Genomic DNA, 16,684 nt, shown 5'->3' with positions numbered 1-16,684 from the left:
GCCGCCGCCTGGGCCCCGGATGGGGTCAGGCGGCGGCCCTGAAGGCGCGATGCGTGGCGAACGCTTAGAAGGTGAAGCGTGCGCCGACGCGGATCAGGTAGAGCGAGCTGTTGAAGTTCACAGCCTGCGTGTTCACGTCCCGGAAGGTCGAGTAGCGATACTGCGCACACGGCGTCGCCGCGCTGCTCGACGTCTGGGCCGTCGCCGGGGTCGTGCCCGTCGCGACCGGCGCCTGCAGGCACTGCACGCGAACGACATCGCCCGTGTAAGGGAAGCCGAACTGGCGCAGACCGCCCCAGTTCTTGTTCAGCAGGTTCGGCAGGTTCTCGATGTCGCCGAACAGCGTTATCCGCGAATCACCGATGAAAGTCGGGATCTGCTGCTCCACGTGCAGGTCGATCCGCGTGAAGGCGCGATTGCGGGCGATGTTCTTGGCCGCGATCTGACCACGATAGTTCTTCAGGTTGGTGTTACCGATCAGCGTTTCCAGCGACTGCTGCGTAGCGGGGCTGTCGTAGCTGACCTTCGCATCGTTCGCGCCGGTCGGGACATACAGCAGGTAGGCGTTGTTGTTGCCCACCGTGCCGAACACGCTCGACCGACCCGACACGTTGTCCTGCATCGTGAAGCTGTAGCGACGCCCGGCGCGGGTTTCACCGAACAGCTGGAAGACCGTGCGGTAATCACCGAAGAAGGCGTGGTCGAAGCCGACGTTGTAGGTGTAGCGCCACGTCGTCTCGTCGTTGGCCTTGCCATAGGTCGGGAAGTTCGGATCCGCCTTCGCCGCGTTGGCGTAGAGCGAGCCCGGGGTTGACGACGTGGCAGGGCTGACGTCCTTCACGTCCTGCCAGGCATAGCTGCCGCCGAACGAGAGGCCGAAGTCGAACGACTTGTCGAAGCGCACGACCGCGACATGGCTGCGGCCACGTCCGTCGTTGTACAGCAGATAGTCGCTCGCACTGTCGGCGGTCGCGGTAACACCCGGCGTCGGGACGAACGTATAGCGCGGACGGCCATCCGGAAGCGTCCCCGCAACGCGCGAGCGCAGATCCGTGAAGCTCACCCCGTTACGCGTGCGCGAGAACAGATAGTCCACACCGAAGTTGAAGCCGAACAGCTTGTAATCGGCCGACAGGTTCGCCTTGAAGACCGACGGCGGGCTGAAGTCCTGCGCCAGCGACGACGTGGTTGCCAGCGCCTGGCCCGACGTGTTGGTCGAAACGAAAGAGTTGACCGCGGCTGGAATGGAGCTGCCGGTTACACCGTTCAACGCGACCCCACACACCGAGCTCGCCACGTTCGACGCGCAGGTCGCCGTGTTACCGTTCGCTGCCGTCGTCGCACGGGTCAGGTTGGTGATCGCGCTGGTCACGACACCCGTGTTCGAGAAGCTGTTCGACAGATAGATGTCGGGCGAACCGCCGCCGAACACCGATGCACCACCGCGGATCCGAAGGCCGCTGACCGGACGCCAGTTGAAGCTGAAGCGCGGCTGGAAATTGTCCAGGCCCTTGTAGGTCTGGGTGTTGGTGAAGCCGTATCGCGCGAGATACGCCGTGTTCAGCGGCACTTCCGAACGCATGCCGTAGAGGTCGTAGCGCGCGCCGATCGTGAAGTCGAACCGGCTGCCGACCTGGACGGTGTCCTGGAGACCGAAAGTCCACTGGTCATAAACGAAGTCCGAAGCAGCATCGTCGATGTTCAGCGACAGGGCGTTGGCGTAGTTGAACTGCGACGCGGCACGGTTCTGGAAGTCGGCGATCGAGTCGAAGTAATAATTGCCCGCCGCATTCTGCAGGAACAGGTTGGTCGAGCGATTGCGATTATATTCGGCCAGCAAGCGGACTTCATGATTGCCCGCATTATAGCGCGTCAGGAACGAGCCGCCCCAGGTATCAAAATACAGCTCGTTGGCCTGACGGCTATTGTCGGGACCAAACGAGATGATCGGCGCGGTGCCACAGCTGGTGATCGTGTTGGTACCGGAGTTGACCGAGGTCGCATCCGTGCAGACCCGGAACTGTGCAAAGCCGAGGCCGTTCAGCGGCAGCTGCGTCACTTCGTTGGCCTTGTACAGGAAGCGTGCTTCCGTCGACAGGCGGTCGGTCCAGTCGGAATTCAGCTGAGCAATGCCCGAACGCACGAGAACGCTACGCTGATAGCCGTTCGACGACAGACCCAGGGCAGGGGCCGTGTTGCTGGTCGAGGTGTTGTTGCCGACCGTGCTGGATTCATAGGCGTTCAGGTACGTGATCGACAGGCGTTGACCGTCGGTGATATTCCAGTCGATCCGGCCGACGATCTTTTCATCCTTCTGATTGTTAATCGTCAGGAAGCCGCCGGGATTATAGCTGTACACGCTCTGCGCGATCGAACCGACCTGATCGATCTGCGCCTGTGTCAGGTTCGGAATCTGGGAAATCTGCGACACCGACAGCGGACGCGGATCGGTGTTGCGCTCACCCGACACCATGAAGAACAGCTTGTCCTTGATGATCGGCCCGCGCAGCGTGGCGCCGTAGGTCTCGGACTTATACGGCGGCACGACCTGAGTGTTCGAACCGATGCGGTCGCCCTGCAGCTTGTTCGTCGACTGCGAATAGAAGCCCGTGCCGTGGAACTCGTTTGTGCCCGACAGGACCACGGTATCGATCGCGCCGCCCTGGAAGTTGCCCTGACGGATGTCGGAAGGCGCGATCGAGACGGAGAACTGGCTGATCGCGTCAAACGGGATCGGGCCGCGACCGGTCGGGTTGGCGTCCGCGTTCAGACCGAAATTGTCGCCGATCTGGACACCGTTGACAGTGAATCGGTTGAAGCGCGGGTTTACGCCGGCGAAGCTGACGGCGCGGCTGTTCGACAGGTCGAGTTGCGCGAGCGGATCGCGACGCGCAAGGTCGCGGATGTCGCGGTTGACCGACGCCACCTTGCTGATGTCGTCCTGCGTCAGCACCGTGCGCGGACCCGCCGCGACCGTCCCGGCACCGGCGATCGACGAGGCGGTCACGACGATGTCCGTGCCGCTATCGGTCGCGGCCAGTTCGATCGGCAGCTCGTACGGCTGGCCAACGACGGTATAGATCTCGGTGACCTGGGTGGTGCCCTGCGGGCTCGACACCGCGACGGTGAACGGGCCGCCGACACGCAGGCCAGTTGCGTTGAAGCCGCCGTCGTTGCCGGTAGTGGTGGTCGACGTCGTGCCCGAGGGCACGTTGGTAACCGTCACTTCGGCACCGGCAACCGGCGCGCCGCCGGCCGTGACCGTGCCGCGGATCGACGACGTCGTCTCCTGAGCCGCAGCCGCCAGCGGTGCCACCAGCGCGGCCGCAGCCACGCCACAGATCAACATGTTGCGCATAAATTCCCCTTTGAGCGTCATCGCTCGAACACGGCACCCGTGCCGTTCACGGTGCGCCCCTGCTCTCGATTTGTGACTAATAAATGACGAACCCCTGAGTCGTCGAGTCGGTCTCTGATTCATCGATGCTGCGTTGCAAAAAGGCATCACTTTGAAGCAGTTTCCATGGCACGAAGTGGTGTCGGAGCGTGGCGCCTTTCGTCTCGATTATCCGCCCATCGCAAAGAGGGCTATGTTGGCAGCTGCAGCACCGGTGTGTTCGTGGGGCGGTAGGCCCAACGAACCCCGGGGCTACACTGGCGGCGCTGGGACAACGACGCCCCGCCTTCGCCATCGATCGCGTCCTCTTTGACCCAAGGTCGCCTTGACTTCGCGTCTCGCACCGATCCACTCTCCACTGCGGGCGGGCTTCCGATCCGCGCCGGCCGACGGTCATTCCCTGGATGAGTGCGAAACCATGAAGGCGTGCCAGGATACCGATCGGCCCGGACACGCGACGTGACCGCGACACAGGCGCCGCCCGTCGATTTCGATGGCCTGATCCGCGACCATGCCGGCCTTATTTCTCGCATCGCCCGCTCCTTCGAGGCCAACGAGCAGGACCGCGAGGATCTGAAGCAGGATATCCTGCTAGCCATCTGGCGGGCGCTGCCGCTGTTTCGCGGCGATTCCTCGCTCAAGACATTCGTCGCGCAGATCGCCCAGAAGCGCGCGGTTTCCCATGTTCGCCAGCACGCCCGTCGCGGCCGCTCTGCACCGCTCGACGACCAGATGGCCCGGATCGGGCCCGTCCAGGAAGAACAGGCGATCCAGAACGATCTCCAGCGCAAGCTTGCCCGCCTGCTCGCCGGCCTGCCGCTTGCGCAGCGCGAAACCGCCCTGCTGGTGCTCGAGGGCTTTTCCTACTCCGAGATCGCTTCAATCCTGGGGATATCCGTCAACGCCGCGACCTTGCGCTGTACCAGGGCTCGTGCCTACCTTACCGATGCGTTAAGGGACGGATGATGGCCGACGACTTCGACATCCTGCGCGCGGCCTGGAATTCCGATCAGCCATCGGAAGCCGAGGTGGTGGCGAGCCAGCGGCTGTGGCGGCGGGCGGTATGGAAGACCCGGGCATGGAACGCGCTGGAGAGCATCGTCCTGCTGGCGCTGTCCCTCTATCTCGCGACATGGATCTTCGGCGAGCGGACATGGCACGCAGCGATGATGGCCGCGGCCATGGTTGCGCTGCTGTGGTGGTCGCAACGCAAGCGCTATCGCCTGCGCGGCGAGGAACTGGGCACCGGCGATCCAGAACGCGTGACGCTGCTCGACCGCGAACGCGGTCGTGTCCGCGCGCGCCTGATCCGCAACAGCCTGGCGATCGGCTTGATCGTTCCGCTCTTCGCACTGGGCTTCGTCATGGCGCGTCTGGGCCGTGTCGGTGGCGTGCGGCCATCGGACGGCCAGTGGTGGTCTTCGCCCGCGGTCAAATGGCTGGCACTTGCCCTGCTGACCTGCGTCCTGATCCGGCTGGCGACGGCGTGGCTGCGCGATCGGCGCGCGATCGTCTATCTTGCAGATCTGGCCGAGGAATACCGCGCCGAATATCGCCGCGACCAGCCCAGCGCGCCCTGACTTTCACTCTTTTCAAAAAAAGTTCCGAGGCCGCGACAGATTTCCCGTCGCTGGGCGACTATGGTCAACGATGGCGCCGATGCCATCGCAATACGCTCATGGATCGTCGCATTCATTCCGGCGCGGGAGACACCCGTGCCGGAAGCCGAGAGAACTTGGCCATCACAGGTCGAGCAGGTCGGATGCGACATCTTCAGGGCGAAAGGGGCCTGAGATGACCAAAATGGAGCTTTCCGACCTGGATACCACCATCGCCTTCTACGGCCACGCCGCCGGCGACGAAATCGGTGGGCCGCCGTGCCTTGCCGTCTTCGTCGGCATTCTGGTCGGCAGCGGCAACACCGACCCGCGCGATCCCCCGCCCACGTTCTGATCGCCGGCCCGGCGGCGCCTCGCCGCGGACCAATTCGCCAATCCGTTGAGATCCCCAACCCGGGCGCCAGGCGGTGCCCGGGACAGGAGAAGTCATGCTTGCCAGCCCTCCCCTGTCCGCGTGGCTCGCCGATCGCGAGGCGCAGCGCACGACGCTCGACCGCAGCGTGGCCGCACATGTCGCCTGGCGCGATCAGGGTGCGTTCGCGCAGCTTGTCGCCCGCCTCGACCAGGCCGGCGGCGACCGGGACGGCGTGGTCGCCATCGCCATGGACGTGCTGGACGATGTCGATCTGGCGCATCGCTACGTCGCCGACATGCTCGCGCATCTGGCGGTCGATCCGTTCTTCACGCCTCCCCTCCGTTCGATCCCGGGGGCGATCGGCCAGGGCATCCGGTTATTCGATCATCCCGACCTGTCGGTCTCGCTGATCACCATCCGGGTCGACAGCCTAGCGGCGAAGAAGCGCCAGGACCCGAACGGTCGCGTGATCGCATTTTCGGGCGACCTCGCGCTGCGCCGGATGATCCGGGCGGGTGACGCCACCGTGCACCGCTTCGTCGCGGTGCCCGCGGGCCGGGACTTCCGGCTGGCCAGCCACCCGAGCTGCCGGCCGGGCATCAGCGAGAGCCTGTCCGATGGCGACCTGTTCGTGGTGGATGGTGCCTGCGAAAGCTTCACCTTCGCCCACGCCAGAAGCGCGATCGTCTATCTGGAATGCACGGTCCTGACCGGACGGGCGCCGTTCCGCGTCGAATACGACGCCGCAACCTTTCGCCCGCTGGCGGCAAGCTCGACCGATCTCGCCGCGTCGCGCGTGCAACTGATGCTTTCCACGCTCGGTGCGCTGGAAACGCCCGCAGTCGACCTCCCGCTCTACGATCGCCTGCTGGTGGACACCGACTTCGCGGTGCGTTGGCATACCGTCCGCGAACTGATGCGAGTCGATCCCGCCAGCGCCTGGCCGCGTCTCGCCCGCCTCGCCGACGATCCCCATCCCGACATCGCCGCGGCCGCCGCGCGCGCTCTTCACCAGCGAGAGGCCGCCTGATGCCACGCGTGATCGATACCAATGACGCGCAGGCCCTGTCGCTCGGCGACGTAATCGAGGCGCTGGAGGCCAATCCGTTCGATCCCCGCGACGAAGACGCTTTCTGCGCCTTCGGGACGAACCTGAAGCGCCTCGCGAACGACCGGGGCTTCCTGGCCCGGATCATCGCCGACGAACTGGCCACGCGGTGCAGCGGGCAGGCGACCAACGGCTATGGTGCGCAGGTTGTGATGCTCCACGCCGGTCGCGCGTTCACGATCCGCGCCAACATTTGGCCGGAGGCGGACCACAGCCTGGTCCGCGCCAACGGCCGGGGCACGTTCTTCTACGACGTGCCGCACGACCACAACGTATCCTTCCTGACGGTCGGCTATGCGGGTCCGGGCTATTGGAGCGATTATTACGACTACGCCTACGACGCGGTCGCCGGCATCCCCGGCGAATACGCGGGATTGCGGTTCGTGGAACGCAGTTGCCTGTCGCTTGGCAAGGTCCAGCTCTACCGCGCGCACCGCGACGTCCACAGCCAGCTGCCACCCGATCGGCTGTCGGTATCGCTCAACATCATGGAGGCGTCGCCCGCGTCTGCCTTCTGCGACCAGTATATGTTCGACACCGCGCACGGCACCGTCGCGAGCATAGGCAACCCGTCACCGCACGAACCCCTGTTCGCGACAGCCGCGGCGCTGGGCGATGCCGATTCGCTGGAGATGCTCGACCGGATCGCGACGACCCATCCCAGCACGCGCCTGCGCTATGCAGCGATCGCCGCGCGCGCCAGCGCCGCCCGAGACACCGCCCACCGCGTGGAGGTGCTCGAGGCGGGCTGCCGCAACACCGACCGGACCGTCCGCACACTGGCGCGGGCACGCCTGGCCGAGGTCGCCGACCTGGGGGCCTGGTTTGCCGGCACCGCGCCGATGACCAACAACAACACCCTGATTAGCAACGAAATCGGATAGATGTTTTGCTAGAAATATACAGTCTAGCATGAGCATACTTCTCTTGCGGCAAACAGTCGCTCTCAAGGAGAATAGCAATGACCAAGTTCGATACGGCACAGCTGCCCAACCTCGACTTCGAAGCCGGCATGATCGACTGCGGTTCGGTCGAAGGACTGAATTCCGGTGTACGCGCACTCGTGCACGAAGTCGTCGCAAGCGCGATCGATATCCTGGTTTAACTCACTCTCATATTTAGGAGCATCATCATGTTCGATTCCAGCAACCTGCCCGCCCTCGACCTCGAAATGGGCCTCGCCGACTGCGACAAGAGCGACGGCATCACCAGCGTCGGTGGCGTGATCATCGGCATCGTCACCGGCATCATCGCCGGCCTCTCGGCCGACGCCGTCGCCGAGTGACGTCACGGCGGCCCCGGCCGCCGTCAGATGTCCGCGAACGGTGACGCATCCGCCGCCACCGTTCGCGGACACCCGCTCGACGACCCGATCCATCGGGCGCGACCGGTACCAGGGAGAGATTTCGTGAAGAATAGCAGCGAGTGGGTGTCTCTGTTTCGCGACGAAGCCTATGTCGCCAATGTCGTGGACACCGCCAAGCGACTGGCCACGCACCACCGCGACCATTCCGGTCTCGGCGCTTTGGAGAAAGCCGCCGCCGGCTTTGGCGACGACGCGACCCGCGTCTTCGACCTGGTCGAGCAGACCCTGGATTTCGAGGCCGTGGCGACGATCCTGGATGTCGAGCGCGGGGCCTTTGCAGCCTCCAGCACCTATTCCTCGAAGTTCCAGGGCTATTCCACCGGTGCGCAGAGCGCGATGGCCCTGGCGCGCGCGCGCAATTTCATCTCGCTGGTGGTCGCGATCGATCCGCACATGCTGCGCCTCGCCAAGCGACGGATCGATGGCGACACGCGGTCGGTGTCGTTCGCCGGCACGCCGAATTCGGTGCGTGTGCTGAAGGGAACGCTGACCGCGCGCGTGTGGACGCTCTCTCCAATCACCGACAGCGACGATCTGGCGGCGATCGACCGCGCGGCGACGCCTGGCCAGCCGATCGAGCTGCAAGCTGGCGACGTGTGCCGCATGACCAGTTTCCAGACGCTGGAATATCTGCCGAGCCCAGGCCCGGTGCTGATGCTGATCAGCCAGATGTCGGACGGCGAGGCCCCGATGTCGGTGGTGTGCGATGCCGATACCGGGCGGATTCGCAGCACGCAGGCGATCGGCCAGGCGCCCAGCCGGCTGCAGATGCTGTCGACGTTGCTGCGCATGAGCGGTCGGACCGACGCGTGGGACGCGATCCGCGACCTGCTGTCCCACGAACTGCACTTCGTCCGCTGGCACGCGATGCGCGAACTGGTCGCGCTCGATCCGGGCCGCGCGCTCCCCGACCTGTTGCGACTGATGGAGACCGATCCCCAGCCATCGGTCCGGCGCTGCGCCCGCAGGACGCTGGATCTCGTCAACGCCCACCTGGCCGAAACCCGCGCCGCCTGACCGCGCCAACCAAGGGATATCCCGATGCCCATCGTCCGACCCTGCGACGACACCGACCAGATCGAACTCGGCGACATCCTCGCCTATCTCGACGATATCAAGATCGATGCCCGTGACGAGGCGGCGATGCTGGAGGCAGCGCCGATGCTGAAGAAGCTGGCGAACAACCGCACGTTCGTCGCCGACCTTGCGCTGAAGGAACTCAAGGAGCGCAAGAACCTCGATTCGATCGACAACAACTACACGCCGCAAACGATCATGCTGACGAAGGCGGATCGCGGGTATTTCATGCGCGCCAATTTCTGGCCGTCCGAAAACGACCATATCCTGCGCGCGTCGGGACCCAAGGCGTTCTTCTACCACGCCCCGCACGACCACAACTTCAACTTCCTGACGGTCGGCTACATGGGACCGGGCTATCGCAGCAACTACTACGAATACGACTATGGCGCGGTCGAAGGCTTCGCCGGCGAACCTGTCGCGCTGCGGTTCGTCGAACACTCGGCGCTCAGCCAGGGCAAGGTGATGCTCTACCGTGCGTTTCGCGACGTCCACGACCAGCAGCCGGGCGATGCCATGTCGATGAGCATCAACATCATGGAAAATTCCATGCGCGGCAATTTCATGGACCAGTACAGCTTCGACACCGACCACGGCTGCGTCGACGGCATCCTCAACCGGATCGGCGCGACCGCCCTGCTCCCGATGCTGGCGGTGTCGGGCGGCGACGACGCGCAGGATTTCCTGACGGAAACCAGCCGGTCGCACCGGTCGGGGCGCGTCCGCTGCATCGCGACCGACGCGCTGGCCGCTGTCCAGAGCAGTGCGGCCGCATCGATCGAGGTGCACCGACGCGGAGCCGCCAATGCCGATCCACAGGTTCGCGGGCATTGCCTGAAGCGCATCGCCGTCCTCGAACCGCTGCTCGCCTGACCGCCGGGGACATCGCCATGCCGACCGATCTTGCCGACAAGCTGCGCGAACTGAAGCTCTCGCCCGGGCGAAAGCTGCCGATGCCATCTATGGCGAGCACGCCTGCCCCGGCGCGCCCTCGCAGCGGGGGGCGTGGTCGCGGTATGGGAACAGTTGCGATGCTGGTCGGAGTCGCTGCGCTGGCGTTCTGGACCGGCGGGCGGCTGGGCGCGGGGCCGGTCGTGGCCGCCGCGCCGGCCGCACCCGCCCCCGCCGTCGCCGCGCCGGTCGATCGCGGCTTCAGCGGCTCCGGCCATGTCGTTGCCCGCCGCGCCGCCACCATCGCGGCGCAAGCCACGGGCATGATCCAGAGCATCGCCGTGGAGGAAGGCCAGCATGTCGCGCGCGGCGCGCTGATCGCCCGGCTGGACGATCGCGCGATGGTCGCCGGGCTCGCCCGCGCGCAGGCGGCCGTGGTGGCCGGGGGCGCGGAACTTCAGGGCCTGGCCGCACGCCACCGCGAACGCGCGCTCACCGAAGCGCGGTTTTCCGCGCTGGCCGCGCGCGGCTTTGCCCGCGGCGCCGATCTCGATCAGGCGCGCGCGGACCTGCAGGCCATCACCGCCGACATCCGCCGTGCCGAGGCGCAGCGCGCCGGAGCGGCGGCGGACGTGCGGTCGGCCGCGGTCTCGCTCGACCGGTTCAGTATCCGCGCGCCCTTCGCCGGCGTCGTGACCCGACTGAGCGCCCAGCCGGGCGAGATGATTTCACCGGTCAGCGCCGGCGGTGGCTTCACCCGCACCGGCATCTGTACGATCGTCGACATGTCGAGCCTGGAGGTCGAGGTCGATGTGGCGGAGGCGCAGATCGCGCGCGTCGCCGCCGGCCAGCGCGCGCGCATTACGCTCCAGGCCTATCCCGATCGTCACTACGCCGGCCGGATCATCGCGGTCGTCCCCGTCGCCGACCGGGCCCGCGCCAGTTTCCGCGTCCGCGTCGGCATCGACGATCCCGATGCGCGAATCCTGCCGGAAATGGCGGCACGCGTCTTTTTCCAGACGAAAGGGTGACCATGAACGACATGACCCACATCACAGCCGCGCCATTGCCTGCGCTGATCGAGCTGTCCGGCGCGGTGAAGACGTATCGCAAGGGGTCCGAGCAGGTGTCGATCTTCGACGGTCTCGACCTGCGGTTCGACGAGGGCGAGTTCGTCGCCGTGATGGGCCCGTCCGGATCGGGCAAGACGACCCTGCTCAACCTGCTGGGCGGAATCGACACCATCGATGGCGGCGACATCCGGTTCCAGGGCGCCTCGATCCGCGACCGGGGAGATGCCTGGCTCACCCGCTGGCGCGCGGCGCACGTCGGCTTCGTCTTCCAGTTCTACAATCTGATGCCCTATCTGACCGCGGCGCAGAACGTGGAACTGCCGCTCCTGCTGACGCCGCTGGGGGCCAAGGAAAGGCGACACCGTGCCGCGCTGGCGCTCGATCTGGTCGGGCTGTCGGACCGCAGCCGGCACCGGCCGGGCGAGTTGTCGGGCGGGCAGCAACAACGCGTCGCGATCGCCCGGGCGCTGGTAACGGACCCCGAACTGATCCTGGCGGACGAGCCGACCGGTGATCTCGATCGCGCAACCGCCGACGAAGTGCTCGACATGCTGGACCAGATCAGCCGCGTGATCGGCAAGACCGTGGTTATGGTCACGCACGATCCGCGGGCGGCCGAGCGGGCGCGCCGCGTGCTGCACCTCGACAAGGGACAGCTCGTGACCCGGCCGGAGCTGGTGCGATGAAATTCGCCTGGCTCGCCTGGCGCAATCTCGGCCGGCAGAAGCTGCGGACCGCGCTGATGCTCGTTGCGATCGTCGCCGCCTTCGCGCTCTACGGCACGCTCTTCGGCATGGATCGCCTGCTGGGCGGGGACACAGTTGCGGGCGGGCGCGATCTGATCGTTCATCACCGCGCCGGCCTGCTCCAGTCCGTCCCCGCCCATTACCGCACGACTCTGGCGCAGGTGCCGGGTGTCGACAGCGTCGCGGCGGTAGCGATCATCGGCGGCTATACCGGCGATCGCACGGCGAAGGTGCCGACCCAGATGGTCGATCCCGAACCCTATCTGGCGCAGAACCCGTCCAGCATCGTCCTGCCGGCCGACCAGCGGCGCGACTTCCTCGCCAGTCGGGACGCCGCAGTCGTCGATTCGGTCACCGCGCGCGAGCGGGGCTGGTCGGTCGGAGACCAGGTGGTCGTGACCAGCGAGATCGCGCCGCGCAGCGACGGCAGCTTCGACTGGCCGTTCCGGATCGCCGGCATCTACCACGCGACCGACGCCGACGAACGGATCAGCGGTGCGATCGCGCATCTCGACTATTATGCGCAAGCGGCAGCGCTGCGGTCCGACGGCGTGAACTGGTTCGCGATCCGGACTGCCGATCCTGCGCTGAACGACCGGATCGCCGGGCAGATCGACGCGCGGTTCGCCAACAGCGATGCCGAAACCCGGACCGAGCCCGCCGCGGCGATGGCCCGCGCGTTCCTGTCGCAGGTGGTCGATTTCGCGCTGGTGATCCGCGTCGTCGTGGCGGCCGCGTTCGTCACGGTGTTGATGATCGTCGGCAATACCATCGCCCTGATCGTGCGTCAGCGTCGGCGCGAATTCGGTGTGCTGCGCGCGATCGGCTTCGATGTTCGCCGCATCTCGGCGATGGTGGTGGGCGAGGCGCTGTTGGTGACGGTGGTCGGCGCGGCGATCGGCCTTGCGCTGTCGGCCGGACTGCTGACCCTGATTGCCGCGGCGATCACCGGCAACGCGCCGTCGGCGTCGGCCCTTCCGATCGGCGTGTTTGCCGGCGGCATCGGTATCGCCTGCATCTTCGGCATCGCCGTCGCGCTGCTGCCCACCTGGCGCGCCACCCGCATCGGCCCGGCCGAAGCCTTCTCGAGGAGCTGAACCATGTCCGCATTCTCCTCCACCGCCGCCGCGATCCGGATCACCCTGTCCAGCCTGCCCGCCCGCTGGCCGATGGCGCTGGCCAGCCTGGTCGGCATCGCGCTGGTCGTCGCGACGCTCCTCGGCTTCCTGGCCATGGCGGAAGGGTTCACCCGCTCGCTGGCCGGCGCCGGATCGCGCGATGTCGCCGTGATCGTCGGTCGCGGTGTCCGATCCGAACAGATCGGCGTGCTGACGCCCGAAACGCTCCAGATCCTCGAATCGCGCCTGGCCGACGCCGGCGTTCCGCTTCGTCGGTTGTCGGCAGAAACCGTGCGCGTGGTGGCCGTGCCCCGCACCGATGGCAGTACGGCCAGTATCGTGCTGCGCGGCGTCGGTCCGGCTGCGACCGCCCTGCGCCCGCAACGCCGATTGCCGGATGGCGCCGCTCCACCCCAGCCGGCCGAAGGTGAAGTGGTGCTCGGTCGCGCGGCCGCCGTGCAGCTCGGCGCGACTGCGGTCGGCACGAACGTTCGCCTGGGTGGACAGCAATGGCGCGTCGCCGGGATCGTCAGCGCCGACGGCAGCGCGCTTGAGTCAGAGGCGTGGATCGATGCCGGCGCGATGCGCACCGCCTTTCCCGACCAGCCCGCCGTCCAGTCGCTGCGCCTGCCCGTCGCCGATCCGGCGGTGCTGACCCGCCTTGCCGGGACGCTCGCCAACGATCCGCGACTGTCGGTCCGTATCGAACGGGAGGATCGCTTCTTCGCCGGCCAGTCGGCGGGACTGTCGCGGATGCTGCGCGGCATCGGCTGGCCCCTGGCCATCGCCATGGCCGTCGGTGCGCTGGCGGGCGCGCTCAACACGATGTTCAGCTCAGTCGCCGCCCGCGCCCGCGAGATCGCGACACTGCGCGCGATCGGCTTCGGACCCGGCGGCACGTTCGTCGCCACGTTTACCGAAGCCCTGGTGCTGGCGCTGGCCGGCGCCGCGCTGGGCGTGGCGATCGTCGCGCTGTTCCTCGACGGGCGCGTCGGCTCGACGCTGGCCGGCGGGGCCGATGTCGGCTTCGCGTTCCAGCTGACACCGGCAGCGATCGGTGCGGCATTCCTGTTCGCCGCCGTCGTGGGCGTCCTTGGCGGCGCGGCCCCCGCCTTCCGCGCCGCGCGCCAGCCGATCCTGGCGGGCCTGGCCAGCGACTCGCAGTGATGGAGATCATCGTCATGAACCGCCGTATCCGCTCGCCACTCGCCCGGGTGATCGCCGCAGGGAACCCGCCCCGGCTGCTGATCCTGGCCGCCATCGTCGTCGCGCTGTTCGATGTCGCCGCGACGCTTGCCTTCCCCGTACTGACCCGCGACCTGATCGACCATCTCGGCACGACGGGTACCGGCGCCGCGCTGACCAGTCCGCAACTCGTCCTGCTGGTCTGCGTCCTGGTCGGCGGTGCACTGTGCGGCGCGGCATCCGCCTACATGCTGGCGCGCGCGGGCCTGTCGATCCTGCACCGCACGCAGCGGCGCCTGTTCGAAAGCGTCGCCGATCGCCCGGTCGCCTTCTTCGACGGACAGGAAAGCGGCGCGCTGGTCAGCCGCATCACCGGCGACACCCGGGTGATCGCGCAGCTGCTGACCAACGGCATCTCAGGGCTGGTCACCGGATCGCTACTGCTGGTCGGCTCGGTCGTGGTGCTCGCCCTGCTCGACGGCCCTCTCACGGCGATGATCTTCGCCATCGTCATCGGGACGTTCGTGCTGATGGTGCCGATGGTGATGCGCCTTGCCGCCATCAACAAGGCGATCAACGGCCACACCGCCGACGTCGGCGCGGCGCTGACCCGCGTGTTTTCGGGCATCCGCCTCGTCAAGGCGTTCACTGCCGAGCCGATGGAGCGCGACCGTATCGCCGCGCATCTGGCGCATGGCGAGCTCGCCGGGCGACGTCTGGCCAAGGTGCAGGCGACGCTCAGCCCCGCCAACGGCCTGGCCATCACGGCGGCGCTGATCCTGCTGTTTACCTACGGAACCGCGCGGGTCGCCGCCGGCACGCTGTCGGCGGGCACGCTGACCGCGTTCATCCTGTACATCTTCAACATCATCGCGCCGTTGATCCACCTGTCGCGGTTCATATCGCAGTATCGGATGGCACAGGGTGCCGCCGAACCGCTCGCCGACCTGCTGCAAGCGCCCACGCCGTCGCGCGCGGTCGCTACGCCCGTGCGCTGGTCCTCGACCGATGCCGGCGACCTCGTGCTGGAGGACGTGCGCTTCGGCTACGGCGACGATCCTGTCCTGACGGTCGATCGGCTGGTGATCCCCGCCGGCGCACGCACCGCGATCGTCGGCGCCAGCGGCTCGGGCAAGTCCACCCTGCTGGCCCTGCTGGAACGCTTCTACGCCCCGCAGCACGGACGCATCCTGTGCGGGGGGGTCGACATTTCCCAAATCGATCTGACCGTGTGGCGCCAGGCGATCGGATATGTTCCCCAGACGCCGACGCTGGTGTCCGGCACGATCCGCGACAACATCGTCTATGGCGCACACGATATCGACGAGCCCCGCCTCCTTGCCGCTGCTGCCGCCGCCAATTGCCTCGAATTCGTCGATCGCCTGCCCGGCGGGCTCGACGCGGCGGTGGGAGAGAATGGCGTGCTGCTGTCGGGTGGCCAGCGGCAGCGCATCGCGCTCGCCCGCCTGTTCTACCGCGATCCGGTCATCCTCCTGCTCGACGAAGCGACCGCCAGCCTGGATGAAGCCAACGGCCAGCTCGTGATGCAGTCGTTCCAGCGATTGATGGAGGGGCGCACCACGGTGATCGTCACGCACCAGCTCGGCATGCTGCGCGATCTCGACCGCCTCTACACGGTGGTGGGCGGCCGGCTTGTCGAAACCGACCTGGGCGCGACCCGACCGGTCGTTCGCGAAACCCTGGCCGCGGCCAGCTGAGGCAAGGAGAACCGATATGCATGCCATGCTGCAAAGGGACATAATCGACACAGCACCGGCCCCGGTCGTGCCGGACGTGCCGATCGGCCTGCCCGACCCGCTGGTCGCGCAGATCCGACGCTGGCGGGTCATCCTAGCCAACGCCTATGAAACGCGCGGAACCCGCCGCGACCTGTTCGGCCACAACATGCTCGCCGACCCGGCGTGGGACATGCTGCTCGCGCTGGCGCTGGCCGCCTGCGATCGGCGCGAGATGACGGTGGGCGAGCTGTGTGCCAGCGGCCGGACGTCGATGACCACCGCGCTGCGCGTCATCGACTATCTGTCCGATCGCAAGCTCGTCAGTCGCCGGCCGAACCCGTTCGATCGCCGGTCGATCCTGCTGGCGATCAGCGAAACCGGCCTCACCCGCATGACCGCCTTGATCGAGCGATCGGCCGCCCGCCTGTCCTCCGCCAACCAGCCCCAGGAGTATTCGACATGTCTGATCTGACGACCGCCGCGCGTCCGCTGGTGACCGAACGCCTGTTTGAACTCACCCTGCTCGCCGCCGCGCTGTTCGAGACCGCCCATCTGCTGGGCCTGTTCGGACGCCGCGCGGAGGTCGACGGGACACCGCTCGCCATCGCCTTCACCTTCGGCGTACCGTGGCTGATGCCGCTGCTCGGCCTGGCGATCACCCGCACGGGCAGCGTGACCGCGAAATGGGTGCTGGTCGTCCTTGGCGCCATCGCGCTGCTGACCGCCGTGCGCGTGGGCCCCGGTCGCTGGAACGAGCCTGCGATCCTGCTGGGCGCGATCGCCGGCGTGTTGCAGATCGCGGCCATCGCGATGCTGTTCACCCCTGCGGGCCGGCGATGGACAAGCTGACCGACGACTAGGGCCTGTACTCAATTAGGACGGGGTCGTGACGGAGCCGATTTTGGTTCGGGGCAAGAAGCGAGGAGCGGAGCGATGCTATGGCATCGTGACCCCAGGGCTTTCTCGGCTCGCGACGCCGCCCTGGGCCAAAAACGGCCCGCGGCAAAGCC

17 protein-coding genes are annotated in these 16,684 nt (G+C 67.0%); 16 read left to right on the top strand and 1 reads right to left on the bottom strand.

Going from position 1 to position 16,684, the window contains the following annotated elements; all coding sequences use genetic code 11:
* Positions 1–64 precede the first annotated feature (64 nt).
* Positions 65–3,358, bottom strand: coding sequence for a TonB-dependent receptor (locus tag ASE86_RS04165; RefSeq protein ID WP_056426575.1), 3,294 nt, complete (start codon positions 3,356–3,358; stop codon positions 65–67).
* A 498-nt stretch (positions 3,359–3,856) separates the two neighbouring features.
* Between ASE86_RS04165 and ASE86_RS04160 the strand changes: the two genes are divergently transcribed.
* The 16 genes from ASE86_RS04160 (at position 3,857) to ASE86_RS04100 (ending at position 16,523) form a co-directional block, all read left to right on the top strand.
* Positions 3,857–4,363: an RNA polymerase sigma factor gene (locus ASE86_RS04160; RefSeq protein WP_056422733.1), complete on the top strand. Its 507-nt coding sequence runs from the start codon at positions 3,857–3,859 to the stop codon at positions 4,361–4,363.
* Complete coding sequence (locus tag ASE86_RS04155) at positions 4,360–4,977, top strand: hypothetical protein (RefSeq protein WP_162233305.1); 618 nt, start codon at positions 4,360–4,362, stop codon at positions 4,975–4,977. Before ASE86_RS04160 ends, ASE86_RS04155 begins: the two co-directional genes overlap by 4 nt.
* A 214-nt stretch (positions 4,978–5,191) precedes the next feature.
* Positions 5,192–5,350, top strand: coding sequence for a hypothetical protein (locus ASE86_RS15895; protein ID WP_156347025.1), 159 nt, complete (start codon positions 5,192–5,194; stop codon positions 5,348–5,350).
* A gap of 94 nt (positions 5,351–5,444) precedes the next feature.
* Positions 5,445–6,401: a HEAT repeat domain-containing protein gene (locus ASE86_RS04150; protein ID WP_056422727.1), complete on the top strand. Its 957-nt coding sequence runs from the start codon at positions 5,445–5,447 to the stop codon at positions 6,399–6,401.
* Positions 6,401–7,363: a hypothetical protein gene (locus ASE86_RS04145; protein WP_056422725.1), complete on the top strand. Its 963-nt coding sequence runs from the start codon at positions 6,401–6,403 to the stop codon at positions 7,361–7,363. The genes ASE86_RS04150 and ASE86_RS04145 overlap by 1 nt, the downstream gene beginning before the upstream one ends.
* A 77-nt stretch (positions 7,364–7,440) precedes the next feature.
* Positions 7,441–7,584 carry a hypothetical protein gene (locus tag ASE86_RS15890; protein WP_156347024.1) on the top strand — a complete coding sequence of 48 codons (144 nt, stop codon included), beginning with the start codon at positions 7,441–7,443 and terminating at the stop codon, positions 7,582–7,584.
* A gap of 27 nt (positions 7,585–7,611) precedes the next feature.
* Positions 7,612–7,764, top strand: a complete 153-nt coding sequence (locus ASE86_RS15885; protein ID WP_156347023.1) for a hypothetical protein — start codon at positions 7,612–7,614, stop codon at positions 7,762–7,764.
* 123 nt (positions 7,765–7,887) lie between these two features.
* Entirely contained in the window at positions 7,888–8,862 is a 975-nt protein-coding gene (locus ASE86_RS04140; protein WP_156347022.1) for a HEAT repeat domain-containing protein, read from the top strand.
* 24 nt (positions 8,863–8,886) lie between these two features.
* Positions 8,887–9,795: a hypothetical protein gene (locus ASE86_RS04135; protein WP_056422719.1), complete on the top strand. Its 909-nt coding sequence runs from the start codon at positions 8,887–8,889 to the stop codon at positions 9,793–9,795.
* Between the two features lie 17 nt (positions 9,796–9,812).
* A complete protein-coding gene (locus ASE86_RS04130) occupies positions 9,813–10,844 on the top strand; it encodes an efflux RND transporter periplasmic adaptor subunit (protein ID WP_156347021.1) in 1,032 nt (343 codons plus the stop codon).
* Positions 10,845–10,846: 2 nt separating this feature from the next.
* Positions 10,847–11,572 (top strand): ABC transporter ATP-binding protein, encoded by a 726-nt coding sequence (locus ASE86_RS04125; RefSeq protein WP_235523983.1) that lies wholly within the window; start codon positions 10,847–10,849, stop codon positions 11,570–11,572.
* Positions 11,569–12,729, top strand: a complete 1,161-nt coding sequence (locus tag ASE86_RS04120; protein WP_056422714.1) for an ABC transporter permease — start codon at positions 11,569–11,571, stop codon at positions 12,727–12,729. The genes ASE86_RS04125 and ASE86_RS04120 overlap by 4 nt, the downstream gene beginning before the upstream one ends.
* 3 nt (positions 12,730–12,732) lie before the next feature.
* Positions 12,733–13,917, top strand: coding sequence for an ABC transporter permease (locus ASE86_RS04115; protein WP_056422712.1), 1,185 nt, complete (start codon positions 12,733–12,735; stop codon positions 13,915–13,917).
* 14 nt (positions 13,918–13,931) lie between these two features.
* Entirely contained in the window at positions 13,932–15,653 is a 1,722-nt protein-coding gene (locus ASE86_RS04110; protein WP_162233304.1) for an ABC transporter ATP-binding protein, read from the top strand.
* 25 nt (positions 15,654–15,678) lie between these two features.
* A complete protein-coding gene (locus tag ASE86_RS04105; protein WP_162233303.1) occupies positions 15,679–16,146 on the top strand; it encodes a MarR family winged helix-turn-helix transcriptional regulator in 468 nt (155 codons plus the stop codon).
* Entirely contained in the window at positions 16,134–16,523 is a 390-nt protein-coding gene (locus tag ASE86_RS04100) for a hypothetical protein (RefSeq protein ID WP_056422702.1), read from the top strand. The genes ASE86_RS04105 and ASE86_RS04100 overlap by 13 nt, the downstream gene beginning before the upstream one ends.
* The last annotated feature ends 161 nt before the right edge of the window (positions 16,524–16,684 follow it).

Source organism: Sphingomonas sp. Leaf33, from assembly GCF_001421785.1.
Taxonomy (GTDB): domain Bacteria; phylum Pseudomonadota; class Alphaproteobacteria; order Sphingomonadales; family Sphingomonadaceae; genus Sphingomonas.
The sequence above is the reverse complement of the archived record's forward strand: the minus strand, read 5'-3'. Positions and strand labels throughout refer to the sequence as shown.